This is a genomic window from Deltaproteobacteria bacterium (genome assembly GCA_016210045.1).
GTDB lineage: Bacteria > UBA10199 > UBA10199.
Genome location: JACQUX010000022.1, coordinates 1 through 25,787 on the forward strand (window position 1 = coordinate 1; position 25,787 = coordinate 25,787).

The following is a 25,787-nucleotide window of genomic DNA, read 5'->3' on the forward strand; positions in this document are numbered from 1 at the left end:
GGCGAGAGGGGAGTCCTGCGGGCGAGTCTGAGCGAGGGAGATCTATGGAGTTGAATCCCGACCGAGCGAGGTCTCAGTGAGCCGAGCGCCGTAACGCGAGGCGAACGGCCCGCAGGACTCCCCTCTCGCCCCTGCCGGGACATGTGACTCAGCAATTCAAGCTGGATGCTCTACTAGATTTTGCAAACACGCCTTAGATCCGATGTCCTTTTAACAGAACTCACACGCTGCAAAAAGACAATCCCCACTGCGCTTGCGCGTCAGTGGGGATTGTTTCGTACATTTCGTTTCGTTACTTCTTCTTCTTGACGGTCTTCTTTCGCTTCGTGGTCGTCTTCTTCTTCGTCGCCTTCTTTGCTTTCTTCTTGGCTGCCATTGTTCCCCTCCTTTGGGATGTTGCGGTTAGTGTTCCCCAACTCGCAACCAGTATACGGGAAGGAGAAAGAAATCGTCAACGTTTTTTTTGCGCTTGACACACTTTTTTCGCGTCGGACTTCCTGACACCGCACTCAAAAAGGCAAAAAAAAATTCACTTGACATCGGCGCTGCGCGAGCATTTCCGCAGGATGCGCAGCGCCGCGCATGCGGCGCCGAAGCCATTATCAATATTCACCACGCTGATCCCTTCCGCACAACTCGTGAGCATTGCAAAGAGCGTCGTTTCACCGCCACGATGCACGCCGTATCCGACACTCGTGGGCACGGCGATGATCGGCGCAGTCACGAGACCTCCGACGACACTCGCCAACGCGCCTTCCATGCCCGCGACGACGATGACGAGATCGGCGCAACGGATGGTTTCGATGTGGCGCAGCAGTCGATGTAATCCGGCCACGCCGACATCGTAATAGGTTTCGGCTTCACATCCGAAAAACCGCGCCGTGACACGCGCCTCTTCGGCCACGGCGAGGTCCGCCGTCCCGGCGGCCAGAATGGCGAGTCGCGCAGTCAACGGCGGCGTGGGTTGCGGTCGATACCACAGGCAGCGACTGACCGCGTCGTATTGGAGCGGCGGAGATTCGGCCAGCAGCGACGCCGCCAGTTCGGCGGGACAGCGCGTGGCCAGCAACGGCAGGGATTTTTCCAGACAGCTCCGCACGATGCGCGCGACATGGTCCGGGGTCTTGCCGGTGCAGAGCACAACTTCGCTGAATCCATTGCGCAGTCCCCGTTGCGTATCCAGTTGCGCAATGCCGAGATCGAGGATCGGGAATCCTCGCAATGCCTCGACGGCTTGCTCCACAGCCACATGGCCGGCAGCGACTTGTTCGATCAGCGTGCGTAGGCGGGTTTCATCCACGATGGATCCCTCCGCCGGTCCGATAGCCTTGCAGATCCAGTGTCACGTGTTGAAACCCCAGCGCACGCAACCGGGTGACGATTTCCGCTTGCACCGCAAGACACTGCGTGAAGTCCTCGCGCGGGACTTCGATGCGCGCCAACGCGCCATGATGTCGCACGCGCACCTGTGCGAGGCCAAGATTCCGCAACTGATCTTCCGCTGCGTCGACTTGACGGAGTACGGACGCCTCGACCGGCGTGCCCACCGGAATCCGCGACGCCAAACAGGCCGACGCGGGCTTCTCCGCCACGTCCAGCTCCAAATGTCGCGCGATCGCCCGCACGCCCGCCTTGTCGATCCCGAGGTCGAGATAGGGCGCGATCACGGTCGGTGCCGCGGCCTTGGCGCGCATGCCGGGACGATGCCCGCCGAGATCGGACAGGTTCGTCCCTTCCGCAATCCACGCCAGGCCCTCGCTCTGACGCACGACTTCGAGACAACGGAACAATTCCTGCTTACAGAAAAAACAGCGGTCCCCGGCGTTGGCGCGATATTGCGGATCGGAAAATTCCTGCGTCGGCACGAGTCGGTGAGGAATCGCGTAGCGACGACAAAACTCGCTCGATCCGACACGATCGCGCGCCGGAACCGACGGAGAATCGCCGGTGATGGCGATCATGGCCTGCCCCAGGGTCCGATGCGCTACAACCGCGAGCACGGCCGAATCGACTCCGCCCGAGAGCGCCACGATGACCGAACCGCGCGCGGTGAAATAGTCCGCAAGTTGTTGATAGAGCTGCATGGGATCGCGATATTGGGATCGACAGAAAAGCGCAAGTGTTGGATAAGTAAGCGCGGCGAAGCGGCAGCGGAGCTATCGCGCGCGGTAGAGATGATGGCGAGGCGACCGAGGAGGGAGCGTCGCGCACCGCAGCGAACAAGGAGCAACGCTATGGCATATCCTACGGAACGTCCCAGACGGTTACGGCAGTCGCTCGGCATTCGCCGGATGGTCGCAGAAACGACGCTGCGACCGGAGCACTTGATCCAGCCGCTGTTTGTCGTCCCCGGGCGGCAAATCCAACAGCCGATCCCGACGTTGTCGGGGATTTCACAATGGTCGGTGGATCGATTAACGGACGAGGCGAAACGCATCGCCGATACCGGTGTCGCAGCAGTCCTATTGTTCGGCATTCCCGCGCACAAAGATGCGATCGGGTCCGAGGCCTCGATGGCGCAAGGCATCGTGCAGCAAGCGTGTCGGGCGTTGCGCGAGGCGGTGCCGACGCTGACGATCATCACCGATGTCTGCCTCTGTGCGTACACTGATCACGGGCATTGCGGAGTGATGACCCACGGCACGCAGCAGATCGATAACGCGGCGTCGATTGCGCGGCTCGCCGAAGTGGCAGTCTCGCACGCCGCAGCGGGCGCACATATCGTGGCGCCGTCGGACATGATGGACGGGCGCGTGGGCGCGATCCGCCAAGGATTAGATGCCGCCGGACTCAACGACGCGGCGATCCTGAGCTACGCGGTGAAATATGCGTCCGCGTTTTATGGACCGTTCCGCGCCGCGCAAGATTCCACACCGCAATGGGGAGATCGGAAGACGTATCAAATGGATCCGGCCAATATGCGCGAGGCATTGCGCGAAGTGCGACTCGACATCGCGGAAGGCGCGGATCTGGTGATGGTCAAGCCGGCCCTCCCCTACTTGGACATCATTCATGCCGTGCGGGCCCAGGTAGACGTCCCGATCGCGGCCTATCAAGTCAGTGGCGAGTACGCGATGATCAAGGCGGCGGCCCAGCAGCAGTTGATCGACGGCGACGCGGTCATGCGCGAGTCGCTGCTCGCAATCCGCCGCGCCGGCGCGGACGTGATTATTACCTACGCGGCGGCGGACGTGGCCAAAATATTGGCGTAAGCAACGGCTGCGGTTCTATGGTGAATACGGGTCCTTGCAGAATTGTACGGGTGGAATCAGTCCATCCGGGCTGTACGGATCGTGCGGGAGAAAACTCTGCCAATAGGGAAGTTCATTGCCCAATTGGCCATGCTGGTTACTTCCCCAACATCGCGCCTTACCGCCATCCTCGACCACACACGTATGATGGCCACCCGCACTGACGGCAGCCATGTCGATGAGACCGACTGATTGCGCTTGGGCCGTCCACCCATTCAGTTTAACTCCGAGCTGCAACGATCCGTTAAGCCCCCAACAGAGTACATCGCCAAAACCGATCAACGCGCAGGTGTGATAATTGCCCGCCGAGGTAAAGTAGGTCCCCACGGTTGGGACCCAGTCAGCCCACGCACGATACGATTGCGTCCACGCCGGTGTGCCCAACTGCCCAAGCCAATTCGCCCCCCAGCACCAGAGCTTACCGTTCTTGTCGGTGGCGCAGGTGTGGCTGTTTCCCGCATCCACGGCCGTCATTTCCGTGAGGGTCTTGATGTATTGCCCCTCTCCCGTCGGGGTGCCGTACGGATCGCCGGGGATGGGCACACCCAACTGACCAACCATATTCGCCCCCCAACAAGTCACGCGTCCGTCTTCCGCGAGTAATGCACAGGTATGATCGCCGCCGGTCGTCACCGCAGCGGCCTTTGCGAGCACAGGGACGTTGGGCATCGTGGGCTGGATGGGAATCGCGCTGCCCGGCGACGCAGGCGTCACCACTTGCGCGGAGTCATTCTTCCCCCAACACCACGTCTTGCCGAGCTCATCCACGACACACGTATGGTTGCCGCTGGTGTCGAGCGACTGCACGTCTTTCCACAGCGACGCGATATTTCCATACGGATCGCCGGGGAGCGCGGCGGGGTCTTGCCCGGCGGCGATGTTGTTCTGCGGCCAGCAGCGCACCACGCCACCCGCCAACGCGGCACAACTCAAGTCATCCCCGGCTGCCAGATGCGTGGCCGTCGCAATGCCGGGCACTTGGATTGGGACATTGCTTCTCGACACGTCGCCGGATGGGAGTCCCAGTTCGCCCGAATAATTGGCCCCCCAACACCAGACGGTCCCCGGGACCTGCGGCGTATCGACCCGCGCACACGTGTGATCCATCCCCGCGCTGACCGATCGCACAACGAATTGCGCGGGATCGCATTCGCCTTCGACCAGATGGGGAACGCATGCGTATTGCCGAATTTGTCCGCCGGGAACGAGTGAAGACTGACTTAAGCCCGCGTAGAGGGTGCCGTCCAGGGCATGCAACGTAATACGCCCGTCACCGAGATGCAGCGCCGGACCGATCGGTTGCCACGACACGGCGCCCGGCTTCGAGAAGTCCGCTCGATACACCCGCCCGAGAGAGGTGCCGTACAACGCACCCGAATAGAACAGTTGAGGAAAAACGGTCTCGTCGGAGGAGAGCTGTTCCCAGAGAGCGGCCCCCGGCGCCAATTTCCAGAGCATGGGTTGGCCATCCGGATATGCAAAGACGAATGAGGTTCCATCCGCGACCACCACGCCACCCGCCATTCCGGAAAAGAGATTCGGATATGCAGAACCGATCGGCTTCCACTCGGCTGTGGCGCTGTCATAGCCAAAGAGTTGGTCGGTCTGATCGAGACTGATCGGGATGACTAACTGTCCATCGAAGACTTGCATCTCTTCAACCGCGGCCCCTATCTGCAAGCCGGCACTCGCGTTGACCCATTGCACAACGCCATCCGGTTGGGTCACCATCCGAAACACACTGCAATTGGCCCCATCCAACGGACACAGATTTCCAAAACCGATCCGCTGCGCCGCAAACAGCTCGGTGCCGTACGCCTCCAGTTGCGTGAGCGGCGCGGACGTTGGGAGCAATTCCCAATGTTCAGAACCGTTCAGGCGATAGAGATGTCCCTCCACCGTCGCGGCGTAGAGCTGCGCATTGAAGGTTGTGAGGTCGCTGACGGTTTCATTGGCGCCCAGGCCTTCTCCGAGCACGTCCCAACTCTTCGCCGTACTATTCCAACGGATCACTTGGGCCGCTCCCTCAGCGGCATTGCCCCCTGCGTACAGCGTCCCGTTGTATGTATGGAGGGTGAGCACCGACTTCAGCGGGGGTTGCAGCGGGAGCCACAATTTCGTCGTTCCGTCGGGACAGGCATCGGCCGCAGGTGGATTTGTTGCGCAGGGATTTCCATACGAATCGATTATGAGTGGTGTGTAGCTGGTCTTGCCGGTCAACGGGTCACACGCATCGGTGGTGCAGAGGTCGCCGTCGCTCGGGATTGGGAGCGGAGCGTGTGCGATTTGTCCCGTCGCGGGATTGCAACTGTCAGCGGTGCACGCGTCGTTGTCATCGATCGAAGGCGTCGTAATTGCGATGCCTCCGGTCAGCGGATCGCACGTTTCGCTAGTGCAGAGGTCGCCGTCGTCGATCTGTTTGGGCAGATGCGTGGCCACAAAACCGGTCTCCGCATTACACGCATCAATAGTACACGCATTGCCGTCGTCCACGGTTTGGGTCGTACAGGGATTCGGCTTGCAGACTCCGGCCGGGGAGAGGCAACCGAATTCGCACGGACTGTCGGTTTTTTCGATCTTGCCGTCTTGGCAGAAATATTGGCGCAGCGTGGTCTCGTACAGACACAAATCAGCGTGATACGAATCTTGTCCGCTAATTTGTGTATGTACGACGCCTGCAGCGAATGGATCGTTCGCGGTATCGCTCTGTTCCTCGCACAACACGCAGACGCCGACCGCGTCGCTGCAGAACATGCCGATCGGGCAAGGGACGACGGGCTGAGCAAAACAGGGCGGTTCGGTCGCACAGGCGTATTCTTGGGTGGCGTTCTGTCCGGCACAGGCATCGAGTTTGACCGTGACTTGGGCTCCGGGCGCCGTGGTCGTCACATCGAGCTGTCCCGCCAACAACGGACTGTTAGCCTGATCGGTGTCGCTAACACACACACACTGCGGGGCCGGTCCTGGGACGCAGATCGCAAGCGTCGGATCGCAGGTTTCTCCGTCGGGACAGAACTTGAGGAACGTGTTGTACCCCAATGCCGGATCGGGATTGTCGCAAGTGGTCTCCAACACTTGCAAGGTCCCACTGCAGGAGTCGGTCTTCGCGAACGGTTGGCCGTTCACGGTCCCGCTGACACTGTCCGACTGATGGACATCGTCTTTCTTGCCGGGCAGGTCCGTCTCGGTGCAGGCCGCGGGTTGTTGCGACACGCACACACCCTTCTGACAGACTTCACCGGCCGCACAGGGGACAACCGGCGAGGTAAAACCATCCTGGGTCAACGGGGCACAGCCGTGTTCCACGACGCCGGACGTTCCCTGGCAGGTGTCGAACTCCGAGAACCATTGGCCACTCATCGCAGACTTGCCGTGGATCCACCCATACTTGTGGGGATCATTCGTGGCGTCGGTGTCGGTACAAATGGGCTCCGGCGCAGGGACGCCGGCACAGAGCCCTTTTTGACACACGGCTCCCGGCGGACAATCGGTCAGATCGGTGAGGTATTTGCCATCGGGCCCGCAGATGACGTGCAGCACGGTCGTGGCCGTGGCGCACATATCGAGATGCGTTTGCCCACCGCACGCGCCGGTCGCCGGACCACCGTTGACGCAAATTACTGTGGCGTACGGATAGGTCTGCGTCGGATCGGGGTCGGTGCAGACATTGGGTTGCGGTTGATGACACAGGCCTTGGCCGTTGGCGTCTATATACGGATACTCGAGCTGCAATCCGAATAGATCGGGACATTGGTCTTCGCATTCGCTGGCCAGCAGCTGACAGTCCGGCACGCTGGGGCAGACATCGAGGCCTAAGTCGATATTGTCTTTGCAGCATACATCCGTCGTCGGGTCGCAGGACGGCGGTGGTGGGGGCAGTGGACCACAAAAGGCCGCCGACTGGCCGGTCTCCGGTACCGTCCCGACTTGGCATTCCGTGCCGGCCGGACATTTGATCGGGATGGAATCGAGCATCGGTTGTTTGCCGCTCTTGACCGGCTTCAACCGACAAATGCGCTCTTGGAGAAACTGCGGCGTCTTGCAGCTGTCCACAGCGGCCAACGACTCCCACTTCGGCGTGCCCCCGCCCAACGGCGGATTGAAGACATACGATTGGACAGCGCCGGGAATGGCCACTTGCGGATCGGTCGGTGCGAGCGGCAGCTTGGTGACGCCGGCGTCGCTGTCGTCACACATCGGGCGACATTGAAAATCGGCGCAGACGAATCCCTCGCCCTTCGAGGCGTTGCCCTTCTTGGCACAATCGGTGTCGTGCGTGCATTCGTATTTTGCTACCAACACCCATGGCGGCAGGCGCAATCGTTCTTCCGCGCGCCGTGCCTCGGGAGGCGGCGGGAGTTGCGGGTCCCGCTTCCACCACGGCGGCGGATCGGCATGGCCGACACTCGCCACTGCGAGCGCTGCCAGCAAACCACTCCCGATCCATCGCCGCCACCACTGCATGCTCGGCCCACCCCTTCCGACTTACGCACTGAAGCACTTAGGTACTTACGCACTTCACAGCCCGCATTGCCCATCTTTGCACTGCTGACTCGGGCACCCGAATTTATGGAAACCAAACTTGCCGCACGGACCGCACTGTACTTCGATCACGGCGGAAAAATCGTCGACGCAGAAGTCACCTTGTTTGACCGTGCCGCCTCCATTGAAGGTCATCGTGACATCGCCGCGGAAAAAGAGGTTGCTCCCTTTATCGGTGTCGTCACATTGCGGCGGCGGCCCGCTGGGGCAGGCACACTGCGGATCATTCGGCGTCTTGCCGCAATCGAGCGTCGGGTTATCGCATGCGTCGCCGATGCCGTCGGCATCGCCGTCTTTTTGGTCGGGGTTCGGAATTTGTACGCAGTTGTCTTGCGGGTCCGGCACGCCGTCTTTATCGGTATCGTCGACTTGTGCCGGCTTGGCATCGCACGCATCGCCCAGCGTATCGCCGTCGCTGTCTTCTTGCTGCGGATTGTAATCGTTCACGCAATTGTCGAACGCATCGACGATACCGTCTTTGTCGGAATCCTTGCAGGCCGGACTGGTGGGATCTTTTTCACAGGTGGCGACATCGGGCGGTTGCAACGGGACACAGACACCTTCGATGCACTCAGCCGCGTTCGGACAAAAGACCAGATCGTATTTGCGCCCTTGCGATCCGCCTGTCAGACACGACCATTTGATGACCGCACCAAACCCTTGTGCCGGCTCGCAGTGATCCGTTTCCTTGAACGGGTGCCCGAAACCATCCTTGCCTTCCACACTACCCACTTGCGTGAGGTTCTTCGAATCACTGCTCGTGTCGGTACACTCCGGCGACACGAAGGGTTGACAGATCCCCTTTGTCTCCGGCGTCGTCGCTTTCGGATCACAATCTTCGCCGCTGGCGACGTCACACCACGCGGCTTGCTCCACGACCGCCGCTCCGTTGCAGCTGTACTGGTACAGGATCGGCTTCCCCGCCGCAAAGACACAAGTGTCGCCCTTCGGATTCGTGATTTTGCTCGGCGGCGGAATCAGGCAGCCGGAGATTTCGATCCCGGATTGTAGCGTTCCATAAAGGTGCACGTCCTGTCCCGAATCGGTGTCGGCCTCGCAAATCGGGGTCGTTTGCGGAATGCAAGGCGGCTGCCCGCCGCCGCTACTGCTGCTGTTCCCGCCTCCATTGCTGCTGCTCCCGCCGCCGTCTATACATTTTGGATCGTTCGGGGTCTTCGCACAGTCGACGTTTTGACACTCCGGCAACTCCGGCGTCTTCGCGCAATTGATCCCATCGTCCGGCGGCGCACTACCAGTGCAAGCGCCGGTTTTCGGATCGCAGATGGCCCCCGGCGCGCACCACGCGGTCACCCATTGCAACGTTTGTTGACAGCTCCCCCCACAGGCCGCGTTCGCGACTTTCGTCGGATCGAGCGTATCGCATTGGTCACAATAAAAAGACTGTTCCCCTTTGGCATCGGTCAACGCCACACATCCGACTTGGGTAGCGGCCAGGTTCATTGCCGATGCATCGCAGGTCCCGCCCCCGGTCGGCACGCACACCCCTTTTTGACATTGCATCCCCGGTGCACACGGCGTCGTGGAGGTGCTCCAAATTTCCTCGCTGGTGCATATCGTATGGGTCACGACCTGCCCGGCACACGTGTCGCTGCCATCGTTTGGGGCACAATAGTTGATGACCTTCTCGACGGCGCCGTTCGGACCGACGAGCTCGTTGATCGTCGCATCAGGAAATTGTGCCGCGGTGATTTGCTTGGAACAGGCCACGCCCTTCGCGATACACGTGTCGGAGTTCTTATTGGCATTCGTATCAATCGGCAGCATGTCGTCGGGACAGATACAACTGTCGGGGGCGCCATTGCCCGTGACATCGAGGAACGCTTGTCCCGTCAGACAGCCGTTCGAGCCTTGTTTAACACACTGGCCGTTTTGGCAACTCTGCCCAGTCGGGCAATGGAACAGGTAAAAATCGGGGGCGCTTTGCTGCGTCGGATCCACAATCGTATTGTCGGTGACACAAAACCGCTCTTTCACCTGTCCCCCTTCACAACTGTCGTAATAGGAGGTGGACTTGCCGTCCTGTTGAAAGATCAGCAGCCCGGTGGTGAAGAGGACCGTGTCGCTCACTTGTTTGTGCGGCGGAATCGTGATCAGACCACCTTTGTAGATCGGGCCTGGTTGGTCGCTTTTGCCGCACCCCGTCTGCTCGGCCTGTTTCTTGGTAATGAAGTAATCGATCATCTGCTTGTAGGATTTCACGCGATTCAGCTGCTTCGGGAGACGCGTGACATGGAGATCCTCTTTGTGGATCACCGGGCAGAGCCACGCCGGCAGGTTCGGCGGGCATGCAGGAAAAGATTTAGCCACCGCAGGAAACGACAACAGGAGCAAACACGCCATGACGCCGAGCCGCCACCATGCCATGTGGACATCCTTTCATAGTAATGCGGCCACGACAATCTGAAATATGCCGTGCCGCGTATGAACTATGTTCTCCACCACTCCGTTGACGACACTAGCGATCGGCTGGCACTTCTGATACAGGGCGCCGATGCGCATTCAATGGACACTCTATTTCAAAATGCTGGCCGGACTCTTCGCGGTGCTCAACCCGCTCGGGGCGGTCCCGCTCTTTGCGTCGCTGACGCAGGCACGCACGGGCGCGGAGCGGCGCCATATCGCGCGCGTCGCGTCGTGCACCGTGCTGGTCGTGTTGGCCGTGGCCGCCGTCGGCGGGGAACCGCTGCTGGGGGTGTTCGGCATCAGCTTAGCGTCGTTTCGGATCGGCGGCGGGATCCTGATCTTATTAATGGCGATCGCAATGCTGCATGCGAAACGGTCCGGCGCCAAGGGATCGGCCGAAGAATCGGCCGAGGCCGTGGAGCGACAAGACATCGCCGTCGTCCCATTAGGGCTCCCAATGTTGGCGGGTCCCGGCTCGATCAGCACCGTAATCCTGTATCGCCATCAAGCGAAAGGCGCGCTGACGTTGGCCGCGATCGCCGTAATCATTTGTGTCGTCGCGCTGTCGGTCTACTTGATCTTGAACTTTGCGACGCCGCTCATCAGCCGACTCGGCAAAACGTGGCTCAACATCATTAACCGCGTGATGGGCCTCGTCCTCGCGTCGTTAGCGGTCGAATTCATCGCCGAAGGCCTGATCGACTTCTTCCCGATCTTGGCGAATGGGGCGCGGTAGCACTTCTGGAATGGCTTGCTATCGCACGATTTCCGCTTCCATCCAGGTCAATTCGTTGCTCAACATCTGTTTCGCGAGTCGCGCCGCACGAGCGTCAGAGGCCGACGTGAACGTGGCAAACGACTGCGCCACGCGCTCGCGCGCCTCGCGACAGAAGAGATCGGCGAGTTGCAACGGTGCGGTATCGGCCGGATTCGTATGCACCATCCGAGCGGCCTTCGCACAGCTGGCAGTCATGGCGAAGAGTTGCGTGCCGATATCGACCGCGCGCCACAACACCATTTGGCGCCGTTCCAGTTTCGGCCCGAAGCGGCCCATCGCATGGAACAGGCCGCGCGCCAACCGATGTGCGGCGCGCTGCACGAACCGGAGGTGCGACTGCAACATGGCTGGGACGCCGGTCACGGTCGGGCATGGATGGTAACACCATTGTTGCGGATACCAACGGCCGTAAAAACCGCACATCGTGCCGAGCGTCTTGAGCTTCAATCCCCACGAGGCCTTCGGGTTGAAGATCGCGCCGGCAACGCTCAAATGTGCATCGAGCGCCTCGCGCGCGATGAAGAGCCGCATGATCTCGCTGGAGCCTTCGAAGATCAGGTTGATCCGGCAATCGCGCATGATCCGTTCGATCGGGTCCGGGGCCTCGCCACGCGCCTTCAATGAAGTCGCCGTTTCGTAACCGCGCCCCCCCTTCACTTGCATCGCTTCGTTGACCACGTCCCAACACGTCTCGCTGCAGAACATCTTGGCCATTGCGGCTTCCAGACGAATATCCGCGCCACCGCGATCGACCATCGCGCAGACCAACCACGTGACCGCCTCCATCGCAAAGGTGTTGGCCGCCATCCGCCCGAGCCGCACCGCGACCGCCTCGTGCTGTCCCACCGGTTGGCCCCACTGCACGCGTTCACCCGCCCAACGCCGCACGATTTCCAGACAGCGCCGCACCGCACCGAGACACGACGCCGGCAGCGTCAGCCGACCGGTGTTCAGCGTAGTCAGCGCCAGCTTCAAGCCAGCACCCGGTTTCCAGAGGATGTTTTCCTTCGGCACGCGCACGTTTGTGAAACGCAGCAAGTTGTTACGGATTCCCTTCAGGCCCATAAAGTCGCACCGATGCACGACTTCGAACCCGGGCATCGTTTTCTCGACGATAAACGCCGTGAGCTGTTTCTTCTCCCGTTTCCCATCAACGATCGACGGCGTGCGCGCCACCACCACGATGTAGTCAGCGACATCGCCGTTGGTGCACCAGAGCTTCTCGCCGTTCAGAATGAACGCTTGGCCGTCATCGGTCGGCGTGGCCGTGGTCGTCATTTGGGCCGGATCGGAACCGACGCCGACTTCGGTCAGCGCGAACGCCGAGATAGCGCCGCGCGCGAGCATCGGGAGATATTTCTCTTTCTGCTCCGGCGTCCCGAAGAGTTTCAGCGGCTGCGGCAATCCGATGCTTTGGTGCGCAGAGAGCCACACGGCCGTACTGGTGCAATGGCTGGCGATCAGCGCAATCGCGCGATCGTAATTGATTTGCGAAAAGCCGAGCCCGCCGTACTCCTTCGGGATCTTCATCCCGAAACAACCGAGCCGCATCAGGCCGTCGATCACAGCCGGGGGCAATTCCCCGGTGCGATCGATCGCCTCGGGATCGAGGTGTTCGCGCAGAAATGGTGTGAGCTGCGCCAAAAAGGCGTCTCCGACGGCCCGATCGGCGGGATCTTGTTCAGGATACGGAAAAATCAGCTCATGACGAAATCGCCCCATGAAGAGTTCGGCGACGAAACTCGGGTGCGTCCATTCCGTCTCGCGTGCCGCCTCGACGACTTCCAATGCCTCCGCCTGCCCTTTATTGTCCGTCCGAATCGCCGCTTCGCCCATGGGTGCCCCCTGTTGCAATCGGTTGATACGTGGGCGCGACCTGTAGCACGGGCCGAGATGCGGGGCAATGATTGGGGTTCGGAGATTCGGCCGTGCTGTCGGCGTCATGGATCGGAGCAAGGAGGAAAAACCGGCAACATATGGCACATCACTGGTAAGAAGAACCGGTTGTGCCCTCTTCGCTCCAGTTGACGGTGGGACACGGCATCTGTACAACCTGACCGTGCCGATTCACATATGCCCAGTCTGTCTGAAAAAATTCTCGGTGAAACCGGCGCATGCGGCCCGCGGCTGGGGAAAGTTTTGCTCTATTCCCTGTCGATCAACGGGTCAATTACGCGGACATGTTTATGCCTGTCACGAGTGTGGCCGCGAAATTTATCGGCGACCGGCGGACGTACGCAAATCTGCGAGTAACCGCTATTTTTGTTGTGTCGCATGTCACTGTGCATGGGAAAATGCCCACGTTCGTTGTGGGACCAATGCCCCAAACTGGGTGGCAGGTCATAGTGCGTACCGCCAACTGCTGCGCCGCCACGGCACGCCCGAGATCTGTAACCGCTGCGGCCTCGCTGATGTACGAGTCTTGGTAGTTCACCATCGAGATCGGAACAGGAAAAACAACACTATTGAGAATCTGGAATGGCTATGCCAGAACTGTCACTGCCTGGAGCATTGGGGTAAAACGTAGTTTGATGGTGGCTATAGTGTAAAGGTAGCACGAGAGATTGTGGCTCTCTTAGTACGGGTTCGAATCCCGTTAGCCACCCCACGTCATGCGATAGGTGAATCCCGCCAGAATCCTGAAGGCAGGGACTCCGGCCCCGCGCACCAGGGGAAGCGATGCGCCCACACGGGCGGTCAGACGATCCTTGGGGGATCGATAGGAAAGGCCGGTTCTCAATTCAGCCGCAGTGCGGCGCCGGTCTTGAAACGGGGCAGTAATAGATGTCGCCGCAGAGACTTGCAGTCCGAAAGAGACGTCGTCCCCCAGTGGGACCACGCCCCCCGCGCCGACGAGTAGGCGGCTCGCAAAGTCGAGATCATGGAGTTGGACGCGTTCACGTCCCTCCACACCGACGTTCAATCCCACTGCGCACGGACCCCACTGGGCATCCAGTACCGCGATGCCGCCGCCGGTGGGCCGTGTATCGCCCACGAAATACGCGGCTTCTCCGTTGGGTATCGTGATGAAGGGAAGCAGCGCCACACCGACCGCATGTTGTCGACTGTCCTGCACGACAAACCGGCCTCGTAACGCAACGTCTCCAAGATGCAAGGCGGTCGCGGACATCGCGACGGGATCCTCAGGATCGGTGAAAGACTCCGACCAGACCAGCGGAAGCACCGCCTCAAGCTCCCACCAATCGGCCGGCGCCCATGCAACCCCGATGTGTTGCACTACGATGCTGTCCACGACTCCACGAAACACGGCACCCCCGACCGTCAGTTCCATGGGTGCGTAGGAAAAATCGATATCGGAGGAAAAGCGGATCGACCGTGCAGGGGGATTGACGGACCGATAGAGTGCAAGGAAATCTCCCGGTCCCGTTGCGGGATAGGACAAGAGCGAAAAACGGTCGGTCACAGCCAACGATGCCCCGGTGAAAAACCCCCATCCGACGACACTCAACAGCACTATTTTCAATAGCTGCACGCTTCCCCCATTTGGACAACGACCACTACGGGATCAATGAGCACCCAAAGGCATTGGCCCGTCCACCGAAAGAACTGGCCCGCCCTGGCCCATCCGCCATGGTTTCCCCTGCACTCGTGTCCTCGCCATTATTGAGCCCTCGCAGATTCACACGCACACTCTTGCCCACCGATGTTGTCGTGTAGATTTCCAAGTCACCATCGGCATCGTCGTCGAGCAACAGCAGACTCTCCCCAAGCGCTTGACCTGCGTCGCCTACCACTTTCACGACCTGACTGCTCGCACTCAGCGCGATGCTGCCTTCCCAGACGGACCTGCCGAAGACAACATAGATGGCGCCGCTCCCGCCGGCTTCCGCAGGAGAGCCGATGACTAAATCGCCACATCCGTCCCCGCTGACGTCACCGACAGCCGCCGTTTCTCCAAAGTCGGAATCTTCACTGGCAATGACGACATCGGCGTCCGCCGCCCCCGAGCCGGTGCCCGCCAACGGACCGAAGTAGATCGCCCCTCCTTGGAGAGTGCCGGCAAGCGCCACGTCGTCTGCGCCATCACAGTTGAGGTCGCCCGTGGCTTCCGTCGCAGCCTGCACGCCTCCGTCAAAATCGAAGTCCGGCGGCTCACTGGATAGATCCATATTCCCGCCAGTCACGTTTTCCCCTGCGATAATGAAACGACGCTCCGCTGCAGTCGCATGACCCGAACTCAGTACCAAGTCGTCCCCTGGAGAACCGATCAGGTCCGCGATGTGAATCGACGCGATCGGATAGGCCTCGCTTCCGAGGATTTCCCAAACGACCTGATTATGTGCGTTCAACACAAAAACCTTCCCGTACGATCCGGCCCCGGGCGCCGCCACGACGACTTCTTCCACTCCATCGTCATCGAGATCCCCATGCGCGACCGACGCCCCTAGCCGATCGCCCTCATCCTCCCCCGCTAAGACCTGCCCCGATGTCGGCTGCAGGTCCACGACACCGGTCACCTCACTCGCACGCGCTACCACATACACACCGCCACGATCGGCCGCTTCACACGGCATCCCGAGAATCATCCGCTCATCCGCTGTGATCATCACATTGTAATCCGGGCACTCAGTCGGCAGCATGACCGTGCCCAAGGCGAGCGCAAGACACGCCCTTCCATCCTGACAACGCCACGCCTCGATCAACGACCCACCCACAACGCCCATGACCAGACTATCTTGGGATTGCAGCGTCGCGTGCACGACGTGGATGATCACCGTATCACTGCTTGACGCCTCTTCACAGTCCGTCACCGTCACCGTGACCACGACATCTTGCGCGCTGTCCGGTGCCGTATACCCCGGAGAAACCGTCGTGGCATTGCTCAACGTTCCACTGTCCGCATCCCAGAGATAGGCGCTGGCCGTAGATCCGCTCCCATCGAGCGTGATCGACTCCCCTACTGCCACCGTCTGGTCCGACCCGGCATCGGCCCGGGCACCCAGCGGCGTACAGGCCTCTGTGTCACTCTCTGTCTCTGTTGCTCCCTCATCACTGGGCGGCTCCGTATCGTTATCCGTGATCGACACACTCACGTTGGCCGCAGCGATGCCTTGATAGCCGACATCAGCACTCGTGACGGCATGCGTGATCGTGGCGGATCGCGTCCCATTCACAACGCTGTCATCCGTCGCCGTGACACCGACACTCTGCGCCACGTTCCAATTGGCCACCGTGAAGGTCAACGATGACGGACTCACGGACGCGCCGACGCCTGCCGTGAGCGTGACGGTCACGTTGGCAACAGGCTGGCTCGCCAGGACGATCGTATAGTTGTCAGCAGCGCCCGCCTCGGCAACCGTGGTCGATCCGCCACTTTCCGCCACCGTGACTCCGGCACTGTCGTTATCCGTGATGGCGACCGTGACCCCATTGATCCCGATACCGTGATAATTCGTGTCGCTGCTCACGGCGACGTGTGAGATCGTGGCCGTATGATTGCCTTCCACCCGCGCGTCATTCACTGCCGTCACTGTGATCGTTTGCGGCACGTTCCAGTCGACACTCGTAAACGTCACCGAGCTCGGACTGACCGTGACGCCGTAGTCCGCATCCCCCGATGTCGGAGTGATGACCACATCGGCCGTCGGTTGAGACGTCAACACCACAGTGTAGGAGTCGGTGCCACCGGCTTCCGTGGCATTCGTGCTGCCGCCGGATTCGGCAACGCTGATACCGGCGCTCTCGTTATCCGTGATGTTAATGGTCTTCGAGGAAGAGAAGGAATTGTAGCCGACATCGTTGCTCGTCGTCGTCACAGAGAGGGTCTGGGTGTGATTCCCTTCGGCCACCGAGTCATTGACTGCCGTCACCGTGAGGGTTTGCGGCACGTTCCAATTGCCTGCGCCGAACGTCAGATTCGTCTGATCCGACGATAGTTGCGATCCGCCGGACACGGCCACCGTGACATCCGCCGTCGGTTGCGATCCGAGCACGATCGTGATCGTGTCCGTCACTCCACCTTCAGTCACATTCGTGGCCCCACCGCTTTCCGTCACCGTCAACGCCGCCGTGTCGTCATCCGTGATGGTATACGTATGCCCCGCCGTCGTCCCGAGCGTCGCATTGCTCGGATTCGAGAGCGTCAGGATCATCGTCTCGTCGCCTTCAGCTAACGCGTCATCCACGACCGTGGCCGAGACGTTCGTCGAGGTATTGCCCGCCGTGATCGTCGCGGTCCCGTTGGCTAACGTGTAATCGGTCCCGCTCCCCGTCGCCGTGCCACTCAGCGCATAATCGACCGTCACGTCGCGTTCCGACACGGCCGAGAGCGCAATCGTGATCGTCGCGGGAGTGGCCGACTCCGCACCGCTGCTGCTCGAGGCCGAAAATGCAATTGTCGGCGTCGCGTCGTTGTCCGTGATCGTCGCGACGCCCGTACTGTCGCTGAGCGTCGCATTCGCCGCGTTCGACAGCGTATTGGTGATCGTCTCGTCCGCTTCATCCAACGCATCGTTCGCGATCGTCACGGCGTACGTTTTGTCGCCCGTCTGGCCCGTGGTCCACGTCAGCGTCCCGTTGGTGGCTGTATAATCCGCTACAGCGGTCGCCGTGCCATTCGATGTGGCGTAATCGACCGTCACACTCGAGGCGCTATAGCCCGTCATTGTTACGGTAACGGTCGCAGTGCCGGCACTTTCATCCACGCTCACATCCGCCACGGCCACCGTCGGCGTCGCGTCGTTGTCCGTGATCGTATAGGTATGAATAGTATTCGCGCCGAGCGTCGCGTTGCCGGGATTGGCAATCGTGACTTCGATCGTTTCATCGGTTTCATCCAACGCATCGTTCACGATCGTCGCGCCGATATTCGTCGTCGTGCTCCCGGCGGCAATCGTCGCCGTGCCGCTCGCGAGGGTGTAATCCGTGCCCGACCCGGTCGCCGTGCCGCCGCTTACGGCGTAGTCGACCGTGACATCGCGCCCCGACACCGCCGACAACGTCAGTTCCATATTCCCAGGCGTCGTCCCTTCGCCCCCACTCCCCGTCGTCGCCGTAAAGGCAATCGTCGGCGTCGCGTCGTTGTCGGTAATTGTTGCAGTGCCCGTGGCATCGCTGATCGACGCATTCGCCGCATTCGACAGCGTATTGGTGATCGTCTCGTCCGCTTCATCCAACGCATCGTTCGCGATCGTGACCGTATACGTCTTGTCGCCCGTTTGGCCCGTGGTCCACGTCAGCGTCCCGCTGGCACTCGTATAATCCGCCACCGCGGTCGCCGTGCCATTCGAGGTCGCGTAATCCACCGTCACGCTCGCGCCGCTGTAGCCCGTCATCGTGACCGTCACCGTCGCGGTCCCCGCCGCTTCATCCACGCTCACATCCGTCACCGCCACCGTCGGCGTCGCGTCGTTGTCCGTGATCGTATAGGTATGAATGGTGTTCGCGCCGAGCGTCGCGTTGCCGGGATTGGCAATCGTGACTTCGATCGTTTCATCGGTTTCATCGAGCGCATCGTTCACGATCGTCGCGCCGATATTCGTGGTCGTGCTTCCAGCTGTGATCGTCGCCGTGCCGTTGGCGAGCGTGTAATCGGTCCCGCTCCCCGTCGCCGTGCCGCCGCTCACGGTGTAATCCACGGTCACATCGCGGCCCGACACCGCCGACAGCGTCAGTTCCATATTCCCAGGCGTCGTCCCTTCGCCCCCACTCCCCGTCGTCGCCGTAAAGGCAATCGTCGGCGTCGCATCATCGTCCGTGATCGTGCCCGCCCCCGTGGCGTCCGCGATCGTCGCGTTCGCGGCATTGCTCAAGGTCGCCGTATACGTTTCGTCCACTTCGTCCAACGTATCCCCCAGGATCGGCACATTGAACGTCTTCGTCGTCTCTCCTGCCGCAAAGCTCAACGACCCGGAGACTATGGTGTAGTCCGTGCCCCCCGTGGCCGTACCGTTCGAGGTGGCATAATCGACCGTCGCGGCCTGACCGCTGACCGCACTCAACGTTACGGTGAACGTGGCATTCGATGATCCGGCATTGCCCTCCGCCAATGCCACGTCATTGATGGTCAGCGAGGGGAGGGCGACCGCAAACGCCACGGCCCCTCCGTTGGCCGTGCTGTACGAAGAGACGGCAGCGGAGGCATCGATCGCCCGTACCTTCCAATAGTAGCTGGCCGCCGACAACGATTGGCCTTCACTCCCCGTGCTGTAGGTCCCCCCTCCGGCCGCTTGCCCGACGGTGAAGGATGTAGATCCCTCCGCTGCCAACGCCGATGTGTACTCGACGACTGGCGACGCAAAATCACTGGAGTCGTCAATGAGGATCTGAAATTTGACTTGGTCGTCTTCCGGATCATCCGTAGTGAAACTCAGAGTCGGCGTGAAGTCATACCCGGTACTGCCATCAACGTACGAGACACCCCCAAGCGCTGAAGGCGCGCTTGGAGCCTGATTGCCTTGGGTCTGGTTGGTCGTCCCCGCAGCACCCGCCGTGGCCGTACCGGACGCAGTCCCCCCCGTTACGGTCAGGGTTACGGACGATAAGGAGCCATAGTTGATAATCGAGATGCGCCCTCCACCCCCGCCGCCGCCAGCCGCTCCACCATCCCCCCATGTTGTAGTCCCTCCGGCAGCGCCAATTGCCGAAATCGAGCCAGTGCCGGTCACATTCCCGCCCCCGCTCATATTGATATAGACGGATCCCCCGGCCCCGCCACCCTGGGCATTCGCATAGGAACTCGCCCCGGCTTCGCCATCCGCCGTGATCCGCTCGCCCCCACTCGCAAGGGTTAAGGCATCCCCCGTCCCAGTAATGACCAGCTCAACAGTCCCGCCGCCGTCCGTGCTACCGCTAATGCACCCATTCGCACCGCCGGAGCCGTGGTTCACTGGTGCCGCGGCATCGTCATACGCAACGCCGCCAGCCGCTGAACCATCCGCTGGCTTTCCACCGGCACCACCATGACCTCCGCCGCCCGGCTGAGAACCGTTAATCAATTTTCCACCACCGGGCCCAGTCCCCGACTGGTTACAAGTCTGACCTCCCTTATATCCCTGGCCGTCGACGTCGATTTTCCCGGTCGCGCTAATGACCACGCTACCGGCCTGAATCTTGACCTCGTTGTACAGTGTCATGAGCGCGATCCCAACCCCACCACCATGGATGATCTGCGAGGTCCCGTTGGCGGCGCGGGTGCATCCCGTAAAGGTCGTCCCGGTCGTGCCCGTATACGTGATTTGCTCGTCGTCCACGATCAGGGTCCCGGAGGAGGGAAACGTCGCCGCCGAGGCGACATTCAGGGTAGTATCCCCTACCCAGATGGTCGAGGAAACCGTCGTGCTCGGGTTGGCGGTGTGGGTCAACGTGCCGTCGATGGTTAATGAATTGATCGTCTTCGCCGTCGTGCCGGAGGTCGTTACCGTATGCCCGGAGGCGATCGTCACGTCATCGCTCGCCCCGGGTTCGGCGCCGCACGTCCATGTCCCCGCAGCTTCCCAAGCCCCGGAGGCCTGCGACGTACAAACCGCAGCCCACGTTGGTGACGACCATAAAAGCAGCAGCGCCGCCGCAACGCCGCCCAGGGCACAATTAGCAACTACTCGAAAAGTAACGTTGTGCGCGGCGCTCGTCATTAAAGAGTTCAATTGTATTCCCAGCCGAACCAATCTCCCCTGATAGTCATCGCCTGACACGCATCAGCCACTGCCCGGCGTGAGGGACCTATTCAGGGCGTTCACTTTTCCCCCTTGCATTGTTCCCTCGCGTTGCTACGATCCCGCCGCATGAAAAACCGTGTGCTGCTGTCGCTACTCTGTGTGCTGGAACTGACCGCCTGTGCGAAAGAGCGATTCGTTGTCGGGAAGGGAGGCGTCGACGGCGACTTTCAGACCTGTCTCGCGCTCTCCGAAAAGAAGAAATTCGAAGAAGCGATCGACTGTCTGGAGATCTACAAATCCCGCTATCGCGGCTCGAAACAAGCGGAAGAGGCCGAACTGGCGGTCGGAGACAATTTTTTCCGCAAGAAAGAATATCTGTTGGCCGCCGAATCGTATCAGGAATTCATCCGCAATCGGCCGCTGCATACGCGGCTCGATTACGCGTATTATCGGCTCGGGCTGTCGTATTTAATGGAGGCCCCGAAGGCAATCGATCGCGACCAACAATACCTCGATGACGCCATCGAGGCGTTGGCCACGCAGCTGGAGCTCTTCCCCAACAGCAGCTACCGCGAGGCCGCCGCGACCCAATTGACCACGGCACGGGTCCGCACGGGCCGACGTCATTACTATATCGGGCGTTTTTACTACCGCACCGGCGAATACCGTGCCGCGCTGCCGCGCTTAGAAGAAGTCATCGCACACTACGCAGAGGTCCCGGAACTCCCGCAGGCCTATTATCAACTCGTGCGCTCTTACGCGCGACTCGGTGACGGCGCGGGCGCGGGCGAAGTCATGGCGCAGATGGAACAGAAACTCCCCGACTCCCCATGGACGACGCGGGCGCGAAAGGCGCTGCGCGCCGTGCCGCCGGGAACCGCACAGGCGATGGTCGAAACGAGAGGACATCATGAAAACCAGTAAGAGTCGCGACCAAGTGGCTGCCGCGAAGCAACACTTTCTGCAGCGCGAATACGAACGCTGCGAACCGCAGTTGCGCCGCATCGCCCAGGAAAACCCGCACTACGCGGACGTCTACAATATGCTCGGCGTGATTTACCACGCGTGGGGCCGCTTCGCGGACGCCGTCCACGCGTTCGAAAAGGCGTTGCACGTCAACGCGCACTACACCGAGGCGCTGCTCAATTTAGCGGTCCTGTATAACGACCTCGGACAATATAAAGAGGCGAAGAAACTCTATACCCAATTGCGCGAGCATACCGCGAAGCGCAAAGGCGTGAAAACGATCGAGCCGGTGTTGCGTGGTAAACTCTCGAACATGCATGCCGAGATCGGCGACATCTATTTCGGTCTCGGATTGTACGAAAATGCGATCGCCGAATACGCACGCGCGCTGGAACTGAATCCGACTTACGCCGACATCCTGACTAAGCTCGGCATCTCGCAACGCGAACAAGGGGCATTGAAGGATTCCGTCGAATCCTTGCGCCGCGCGTGCAAGGCCAACGGGCACTACTCCAACGCGCGCGTCCAGCTCGGACTCACGTATTACGTGATGGGCAAGACTGCGGATGCCAAAAAAGAGTGGCAAGCCATCTTGGACAGCGACCCAACCAATCCCAACGCAAAGATGTATTTAGGCCTCTGCGCCGCGAAGTAGGACTTTTGCATCCTCCCTCACCGCACCATCGTCGACGAATATCGCGTTTATGTGGCGGCACAATGTTCCATCTCCTAAGTCCAGGGTCCCCGAACAACGGACACGGGACACTAGGACATTGGATAATACTATTTACAAAGGATTATTTTAAAGTAGTATGAATGGCATGGAAACACTGCGGTACGCCAAGAAGGCCCAAGTCCTCCTCACCGTGCAACAATTCAACGTCCTGCAACAGGTGGCGCGCCAACAAAAAAAGAAACTGGGGACCGTATTGCGCGAGGCCTTTGCCCGTCTCTATGTCGAGCGGCAACGGGACGCCGAAGTGGATTCCGCTTGTACACGCCTGTTGCAGCTCAAGGCCCCCACGACGGATTGGGCCCGCTTCGAGAAGTCGTATGCGAAGCGAAAATATGACCGACCGACATAGCGATGGCAGAACGACTCTTCCTCGACAGCAACATCATCATGTACGCCATCGGCGGCTCGCATCCGTTGCGGCGCCCTTGTGCGGCCGTTATTGAACGGATCCAGGCTCGGCGCTTGAGCGTCGTCACGAATACCGAGATCGTGCAAGAAATTCTGTATCGCTATCGGGCGCTCGGCAAGGCAGCGCTCGCCCTGGAAGTCGGGGCATTGCTCATGGCCATAGCCGATGAAGTTTTCGGAGTCTTGCCGGAAGATATGCGATTAGCGATGGAGCTGATCCGCCGTCACCCGGCGGTCAATACGCGTGACGCCATTCACTGCGCCACGATGGTCCGGACGCGTACCCGCACGATCATCAGCGCCGATCGCCATTTCGATCAGTTCCCAGCGCTCCGTCGCCTCGACCCCAAGGATTTCGCGGAGACGACGAGAGCATCCGTGTGAGCACGCAAGGCAAATGGCCTACTGACCGGCACTGAAAAAATTGGCGAGCGCGGATACTAGTGCTTCGACCTGTGTCCCACCGCCTTGGGCGAGGTCGGGGCGGCCACCGCCGGTGCCGCCGAGTGCAGCGACGAGCGGCTGAATGAGTTGCGGCGCGGGATACCGATCGCACAGGTCTTTCGTGACCATTACGACCACGCTCGCCTTGCCGTCGCGCACGGTGGCGAGCGCAACGATTCCGGAACCGAGTTGTTGTTTATATTGATCGCCTAACGTGCGCAGCGTCTTTGGATCGACGTCGGGGACCACACGCGCCATCACTTTCACGCCGTTCACGACTCGCACGGCGTTGTCACCCTGTGCGGCACCGGTCGCGGTGCGTTGTCGCGCGGCGCGCAGTTCGCGTTCCATCTCCTTCACTTGCTCCAGCAGTTTGCGGACCTTGCCCGTAACTTCCTGCGGACCCACCTTGAGGAGCCCGGCCAAGTCTCGCTGCTCCCCTTCCAACGACTGGAGATATGCAATCAGCGCGCGACCGCAGACCGCCTCGATCCGCCGGACGCCGGCGCCGACACTCCCTTCGCTGACAACCTTGACCGCGCCGATATCGCCGGTCGCGCGGGCATGCGTGCCACCACACAATTCGATTGAATAGCCGGGCACTTCGACGACGCGCACCACGTCACCATATTTTTCCCCAAAAAATGCCATCGCCCCGCGGGCCAATGCGACTTGCTTCGGCTCTTCGCGAATCGCCAACGTAATATTTTCTTGAATGATTCGATTCGCCTCGCGCTCGATTTCGGTGATTTGATCGGCCGTGAGCGGCGCGAAATGGGCGAAGTCGAAACGGAGCCGATCGGGTGCTACTAACGACCCGGCCTGTTTCACATGTTCGCCGAGCGCCGCGCGCAACGCCTGATGCAGCAAATGCGTGGCCGTGTGGTGTTTGCGAATTTGATTGCGACGTTCAGCATCGATCACCAGACGGACGGCGTCGCTCGCGTGCACGTGGCCCTGCACCACACGCCCCCGATGCACAATAATGCCCGCGTATGGCCGTTGCGTATCGCTAATTTCCACTTCACCGTCGGGACCGAATAACGTTCCGGTATCGCCGATCTGTCCACCTTGTTCGGCATAAAACGGCGACCGATCGGTAACGACTTCCACCGCGTCTCCGACACGCGCTTCGGCAACCGCCACTCCATCGCGCAATAGCGTAACGATCTGCCCGGTTGCGACATCGTCCGTGTATCCGCGAAAGACACTCCGCACGCCTTGCTGCTGCAACACACGATACGCGTCCGCGAGCGTCCCCGCGCCGCTCCCTTTCCAATGCACGCGAGCTTGGGCGCGCTGCCGTTCCATACAGACCTCGAAGCCGGCATGATCGATCGCCACACCGTGCTCTTTCGCGATGTCTTCCGTGAGGTCTTTGGGGAAACCGAATGTGTCGTAAAGTTTAAAGGCCACCGCGCCGGGCAACAGTTGGGACTGTTGCTGCGCCAGCTCGGTAAAGGCCTCGTTCAAGATCGCGAGTCCATTTTCCAACGTCGCAAGGAAGCGCGCTTCTTCATTGCGCATCACTTCGTCGATGAACGCGCGGTGCTGCGGCAGTTCCGGATACGCACCGCCCATTTCTTCGATGAGCGCGGGCAGGATCTCGGCAAAAAAGGCCTCGCGGCGTCCGAGCATCCGCCCGTGACGGATCGCGCGCCGCATGATCCGGCGGAGCACGTAGCCGCGCCCTTCATTGCTCGGGAGCACGCCGCCGGCGATCAAGAACGCCGTCGCGCGGATATGATCGGCGATGACGCGGATGGAGACGTCGTGCGGCGCATCGCCTTGCGTGTAGCTGCGTCCGGTGACCTGCTCGATCCGCGCGATCAACGGGGCAAAGAGGTCTGTCTCGTAATTGCTCCGCTTGCCTTGCAACACCGCGCAGAGCCGCTCCAACCCCATCCCGGTATCGATCGACGGTTTCGCCAGCGGGGTCATTGTGCCATCGGCGCTACGATTGAATTGCATGAAGACGAGGTTCCAGACCTCCCAAAAACGCCCCGATTCGACATCGGCCCGCGTTGGCGGCGTCGTGGTCGGCGTCCAATCGAAGTGGAGTTCCGAGCACGGTCCGCACGGGCCGGTATCGCCCATCGCCCAAAAATTATCCTTTTCGCCAAAACGGAAGATCCGTTCGCGCGGCAGAAAACGGGTCCACAACTGTTCCGCTTCGTCGTCTTTTTCGTAGACCGTCGCAACGAGCCGATCGGCTGGAATGCCGAATTTGCGGGTCAGCAGTTCCCACGCCAACGCGATCGCGTCAGCCTTAAAGTAATCGCCGAAGGAAAAATTGCCGAGCATTTCAAACAGCGTGTGATGCCGCGGCGTCCGCCCGACTTCTTCCAAGTCGTTATGCTTTCCCGCCACGCGCAGGCACGGTTGCGCCGTCGTGGCGCGGACATAATCGCGGCGCTCCTCGCCGAGGAACAGCCCCTTGAACTGGACCATGCCGGCGTTGGTGAAAAAGAGCGTCGGATCGTCGGCCGGCACCAACGGACCACTTGCCACGGCGGCGTGACCATGCCCGGCAAAAAAATCGAGAAACGTCTGACGAATGTCGCGCGCGCGGAGGGTCATAGGGCGAGACGTGTAGCGCGAGAAGCGGACCCAGAGCAATT

The 25,787-nt window shown here is 60.7% G+C and carries 16 protein-coding genes and 1 tRNA gene; 8 read left to right on the plus strand and 9 right to left on the minus strand.

Going from position 1 to position 25,787, the window contains the following annotated elements; translation table 11 throughout:
* Window positions 1–260: 260 nt before the first annotated feature.
* Genes HY696_06855 through larE form a run of 3 tightly spaced genes read right to left on the minus strand, consistent with a single transcriptional unit; the run spans window position 261 to window position 2,084 of the window.
* Entirely contained in the window at window positions 261–476 is a 216-nt protein-coding gene (locus HY696_06855; GenBank protein ID MBI4238120.1) for a hypothetical protein, read from the minus strand.
* Between the two features lie 53 nt (window positions 477–529).
* The gene (gene larB, locus HY696_06860; protein ID MBI4238121.1) at window positions 530–1,300 is read right to left on the minus strand and encodes a nickel pincer cofactor biosynthesis protein LarB; all 771 of its coding nucleotides are present in this window, start codon (window positions 1,298–1,300) and stop codon (window positions 530–532) included.
* Window positions 1,293–2,084, minus strand: coding sequence for an ATP-dependent sacrificial sulfur transferase LarE (larE, locus tag HY696_06865; protein MBI4238122.1), 792 nt, complete (start codon window positions 2,082–2,084; stop codon window positions 1,293–1,295). Before larE ends, larB begins: the two co-directional genes overlap by 8 nt.
* A gap of 150 nt (window positions 2,085–2,234) precedes the next feature.
* On the opposite strand from larE, the gene hemB reads away from it, so the two are divergent.
* Window positions 2,235–3,212, plus strand: coding sequence for a porphobilinogen synthase (gene hemB, locus HY696_06870; protein ID MBI4238123.1), 978 nt, complete (start codon window positions 2,235–2,237; stop codon window positions 3,210–3,212).
* Window positions 3,213–3,227: 15 nt separating this feature from the next.
* Here the strand turns inward: hemB and HY696_06875 are convergent, their stop codons facing one another.
* A complete protein-coding gene (locus tag HY696_06875; GenBank protein MBI4238124.1) occupies window positions 3,228–7,715 on the minus strand; it encodes a hypothetical protein in 4,488 nt (1,495 codons plus the stop codon).
* 54 nt (window positions 7,716–7,769) lie between these two features.
* Window positions 7,770–9,314, minus strand: coding sequence for a thrombospondin type 3 repeat-containing protein (locus tag HY696_06880; GenBank protein ID MBI4238125.1), 1,545 nt, complete (start codon window positions 9,312–9,314; stop codon window positions 7,770–7,772).
* A 991-nt stretch (window positions 9,315–10,305) separates the two neighbouring features.
* Here HY696_06880 and HY696_06885 point away from each other — a divergent pair.
* Window positions 10,306–10,953, plus strand: a complete 648-nt coding sequence (locus HY696_06885; GenBank protein MBI4238126.1) for an NAAT family transporter — start codon at window positions 10,306–10,308, stop codon at window positions 10,951–10,953.
* An 18-nt stretch (window positions 10,954–10,971) separates the two neighbouring features.
* Here HY696_06885 and HY696_06890 read toward each other — a convergent pair whose 3' ends face one another.
* On the minus strand, window positions 10,972–12,831 hold the full coding sequence (locus HY696_06890; protein ID MBI4238127.1) for an acyl-CoA dehydrogenase family protein: 1,860 nt from the start codon (window positions 12,829–12,831) through the stop codon (window positions 10,972–10,974).
* 496 nt (window positions 12,832–13,327) lie between these two features.
* Here HY696_06890 and HY696_06895 point away from each other — a divergent pair, with 496 nt between their 5' ends.
* Entirely contained in the window at window positions 13,328–13,522 is a 195-nt protein-coding gene (locus HY696_06895) for an HNH endonuclease (GenBank protein MBI4238128.1), read from the plus strand.
* A 7-nt stretch (window positions 13,523–13,529) separates the two neighbouring features.
* Window positions 13,530–13,603, plus strand: a tRNA-His gene (locus HY696_06900).
* Here the strand turns inward: HY696_06900 and HY696_06905 are convergent.
* Window positions 13,592–14,488 (minus strand): hypothetical protein, encoded by an 897-nt coding sequence (locus HY696_06905; GenBank protein ID MBI4238129.1) that lies wholly within the window; start codon window positions 14,486–14,488, stop codon window positions 13,592–13,594. The genes HY696_06900 and HY696_06905 overlap by 12 nt on opposite strands.
* Before the next feature lie 25 nt (window positions 14,489–14,513).
* Window positions 14,514–20,399: an FG-GAP repeat protein gene (locus tag HY696_06910; GenBank protein MBI4238130.1), complete on the minus strand. Its 5,886-nt coding sequence runs from the start codon at window positions 20,397–20,399 to the stop codon at window positions 14,514–14,516.
* A 339-nt stretch (window positions 20,400–20,738) separates the two neighbouring features.
* Between HY696_06910 and bamD the strand changes: the two genes are divergently transcribed.
* The 4 genes from bamD to HY696_06930 all read left to right on the plus strand — a co-directional run bounded on the left by bamD (window position 20,739) and on the right by HY696_06930 (window position 23,106).
* Window positions 20,739–21,536 (plus strand): outer membrane protein assembly factor BamD, encoded by a 798-nt coding sequence (bamD, locus tag HY696_06915; protein ID MBI4238131.1) that lies wholly within the window; start codon window positions 20,739–20,741, stop codon window positions 21,534–21,536.
* Window positions 21,523–22,233 carry a tetratricopeptide repeat protein gene (locus tag HY696_06920; protein ID MBI4238132.1) on the plus strand — a complete coding sequence of 237 codons (711 nt, stop codon included), beginning with the start codon at window positions 21,523–21,525 and terminating at the stop codon, window positions 22,231–22,233. Before bamD ends, HY696_06920 begins: the two co-directional genes overlap by 14 nt.
* Window positions 22,234–22,399: 166 nt before the next feature.
* A complete protein-coding gene (locus HY696_06925; GenBank protein ID MBI4238133.1) occupies window positions 22,400–22,663 on the plus strand; it encodes a hypothetical protein in 264 nt (87 codons plus the stop codon).
* A gap of 2 nt (window positions 22,664–22,665) precedes the next feature.
* Entirely contained in the window at window positions 22,666–23,106 is a 441-nt protein-coding gene (locus HY696_06930; GenBank protein MBI4238134.1) for a type II toxin-antitoxin system VapC family toxin, read from the plus strand.
* A gap of 18 nt (window positions 23,107–23,124) precedes the next feature.
* Here the strand turns inward: HY696_06930 and alaS are convergent, their stop codons facing one another.
* On the minus strand, window positions 23,125–25,746 hold the full coding sequence (alaS, locus tag HY696_06935; GenBank protein ID MBI4238135.1) for an alanine--tRNA ligase: 2,622 nt from the start codon (window positions 25,744–25,746) through the stop codon (window positions 23,125–23,127).
* Window positions 25,747–25,787: the final 41 nt, after the last annotated feature.